The sequence below is a fragment of the Blastomonas sp. genome (assembly GCF_041747255.1).
Taxonomy (GTDB): Bacteria; Pseudomonadota; Alphaproteobacteria; order Sphingomonadales; family Sphingomonadaceae; genus Blastomonas.
In genome coordinates this window covers 1-2,192 of record NZ_JBGTFM010000450.1, presented here as the reverse complement: position 1 = coordinate 2,192, position 2,192 = coordinate 1, and the positions used below count along the sequence as shown (strand labels likewise).

2 protein-coding genes are annotated in these 2,192 nt (G+C 61.1%); one reads left to right on the top strand and one right to left on the bottom strand.

Going from position 1 to position 2,192, the window contains the following annotated elements; genetic code table 11:
* Positions 1 to 80: 80 nt before the first annotated feature.
* A complete protein-coding gene (locus ACEW8G_RS15030) occupies positions 81 to 1,730 on the bottom strand; it encodes an IS1634 family transposase (RefSeq protein WP_373489208.1) in 1,650 nt (549 codons plus the stop codon).
* Positions 1,731 to 1,883: 153 nt separating this feature from the next.
* Between ACEW8G_RS15030 and ACEW8G_RS15025 the strand changes: the two genes are divergently transcribed.
* Positions 1,884 to 2,165 (top strand): transposase, encoded by a 282-nt coding sequence (locus ACEW8G_RS15025; protein ID WP_373489207.1) that lies wholly within the window; start codon positions 1,884 to 1,886, stop codon positions 2,163 to 2,165.
* Positions 2,166 to 2,192: the final 27 nt, after the last annotated feature.

Genomic DNA, 2,192 nt, shown 5'->3' with positions numbered 1-2,192 from the left:
CCCCAAGTTCGACAGCAAAACCGCTAAGCAATTGATTTCATTCAGGCCGAATGGCCAAAAATGTTACAACAGGAGCGCCGTCAGGCGGGTTTTGGCAGGTCGAGAATGTCGAAGAGGTTCAGTTGCTCCGGTGTGGTTTTGCTGATGCCATGGAAACTGCGGCTTCCGGCATAGGCCGTGTGTTTCTGGATGCGCGACAGGATGTCGAGGACGACCTGTGGGCTCGCATTATGACCCCTGGCCTTCAGGCGCATGCGCATGACGCGGTGAAGGGTAAGCGCCAGGAAGCAGATCAGGGCATGCGCGCGGATACGGTCAGGTAGCCTGTGATGAACCGGCGCGATCTCGATATCGGATTTCAGCACGCGAAAGCCGCGCTCGATGTCTGCCAACGCCTTGTAGCGCGCGACTGCGTCGGCCGGTGAGATCTCGGCGACATTGGTCAGCAGGACCAGTTTGCCGTCAAAAAGGGCCGCGCGGGCGATCGCCTTTTCGTCCACGTCCCAGCTGAAACGATCTGCGGTGAAGTCTGCCTTGATGAAGCGGGTAAGCTCGGCATCGGCGATGGCACGCACGAAACGGCTATAGGCACCCCGGTCTGACGCCCGCCGCCCGCGCGCGCTCTTGCCGTCGTCCTGGGCATCCAGCCTGGCCACCATGGCGTTTCCCATGGCCTCCAGCTCGTTGATCCGCGCCCGGCGGGCCTCACCCTGATCGAGCGCGCGTGTGGCATCATGCGCAACGATCAGGCGGTGACCTTCAAAGCTGGCCTCGCGCAGCCCGTCGCCTGCGCTGAAGTCGAAGCTCTGAAAGGTTTCGAGCAGGTCGCTGTAGCGGCGCGCAGGCACGGCCAGGATGAACTCGAGCTTGCGCCCGTCCTTGTCGGCCATGTCTGTCAGGTGATGGATGTTGTCCAGGCTGAGCAGCCCGCGATCTGCAACGAGAATGATGCGCTGGATCGGGAAGCGCTGCATGACGGTCGAGAGCATCCCCTGCAGGGTCCTGGTCTCGGCCATATTGCCGGGATGGACCGTGTGCATGAGCGGCAGGCCCTCAGCGGTCTGGACAACCCCCAGCACGAATTGCCGTGCGATGCCGCCAGTTTCCTTGTTCATGCCAAAGGCGCGGATGTCATCTTCGAGCCGCGCTTCGCCATGGATGCGCACGGTCGTCAGGTCATAGAAGACCATCGTGAGTTCATGATCCACAAGCGGGCGGATCTGGCGTGCGAGGGCGCTTTCGACCGCCTCAGCGTTGTCCATCAGGGCATCCATCGCCCGCAGCAGATGCTGATGTGTCACGGTTTCCGGCATTGCCGGCATCGCCACTGTTTCCAGCCAGCGCAGGCAGCCCAGTTTGCTTGTGGCGTCGCAAAGCCGGTTGAACACCATGGCGCGCACGAGCGCTTCTACGTCGATGCTGCGCTTGCCCGAGCGCAGCGCCCGGTTCAGGGCCCGGTCGAACCCGAGATCTTTCCACAGCTCATGAAGTGCGAAGACGGTGCCATAGGTGCGTGCGGGGTCGTGTGTGATCTCATGTGCCGTGTTCTCAAGGCGCCCGACGGCTCTGTTCAGCCCATTGATCAGCGGGTCCAGCTTCTCTGGCGACAGTCTGTCCAGGCGGCCGAGGTTGGCGACCACCTTGATCCTGACCTTTCCTTCCGCGTCGCGATGACCCTCCACCAGCTGGAGATAGCTGCGACCGCCTGACTTTGAGATGCGCGTATACATTGGGCGAACAATAAACCCACTTCACCGCAACACACAATGGGGTTTAACCGCAGAACGTGTTACAACAAGACTTCGCCAGAACGAGGTGGTCCGGCGCAGTAACCCATTGAAAACTATGGACTCGAGAAATCACGAGCAGCGATTTTCCGCGATTTGTTGTCGAACTTCGGGTCCACCCGCGATGTGGAGGCGGTGATGCGCGAGTTCGGCATCGAGAGCCTTTCATCCTCGCAGGTCAGTCGTGCCGGCAAGCTGCTCGATGAGGATCTGGCGGCTTGGCGCGACCGTCCGCTCGGCCAGATCAAGTATCTCATCCTCGACGCGCGGTACGAGAAGATGCGCCACGGCGGGATCGTACGCGACGTCGCTGTGCTCTCGGCTATCGGCATCGGCCCGGACGAAATGAGATCCGCAAGCGCATCGGCCGACAGCTGAAATCGATTTGGACAGCGGACAATCTCG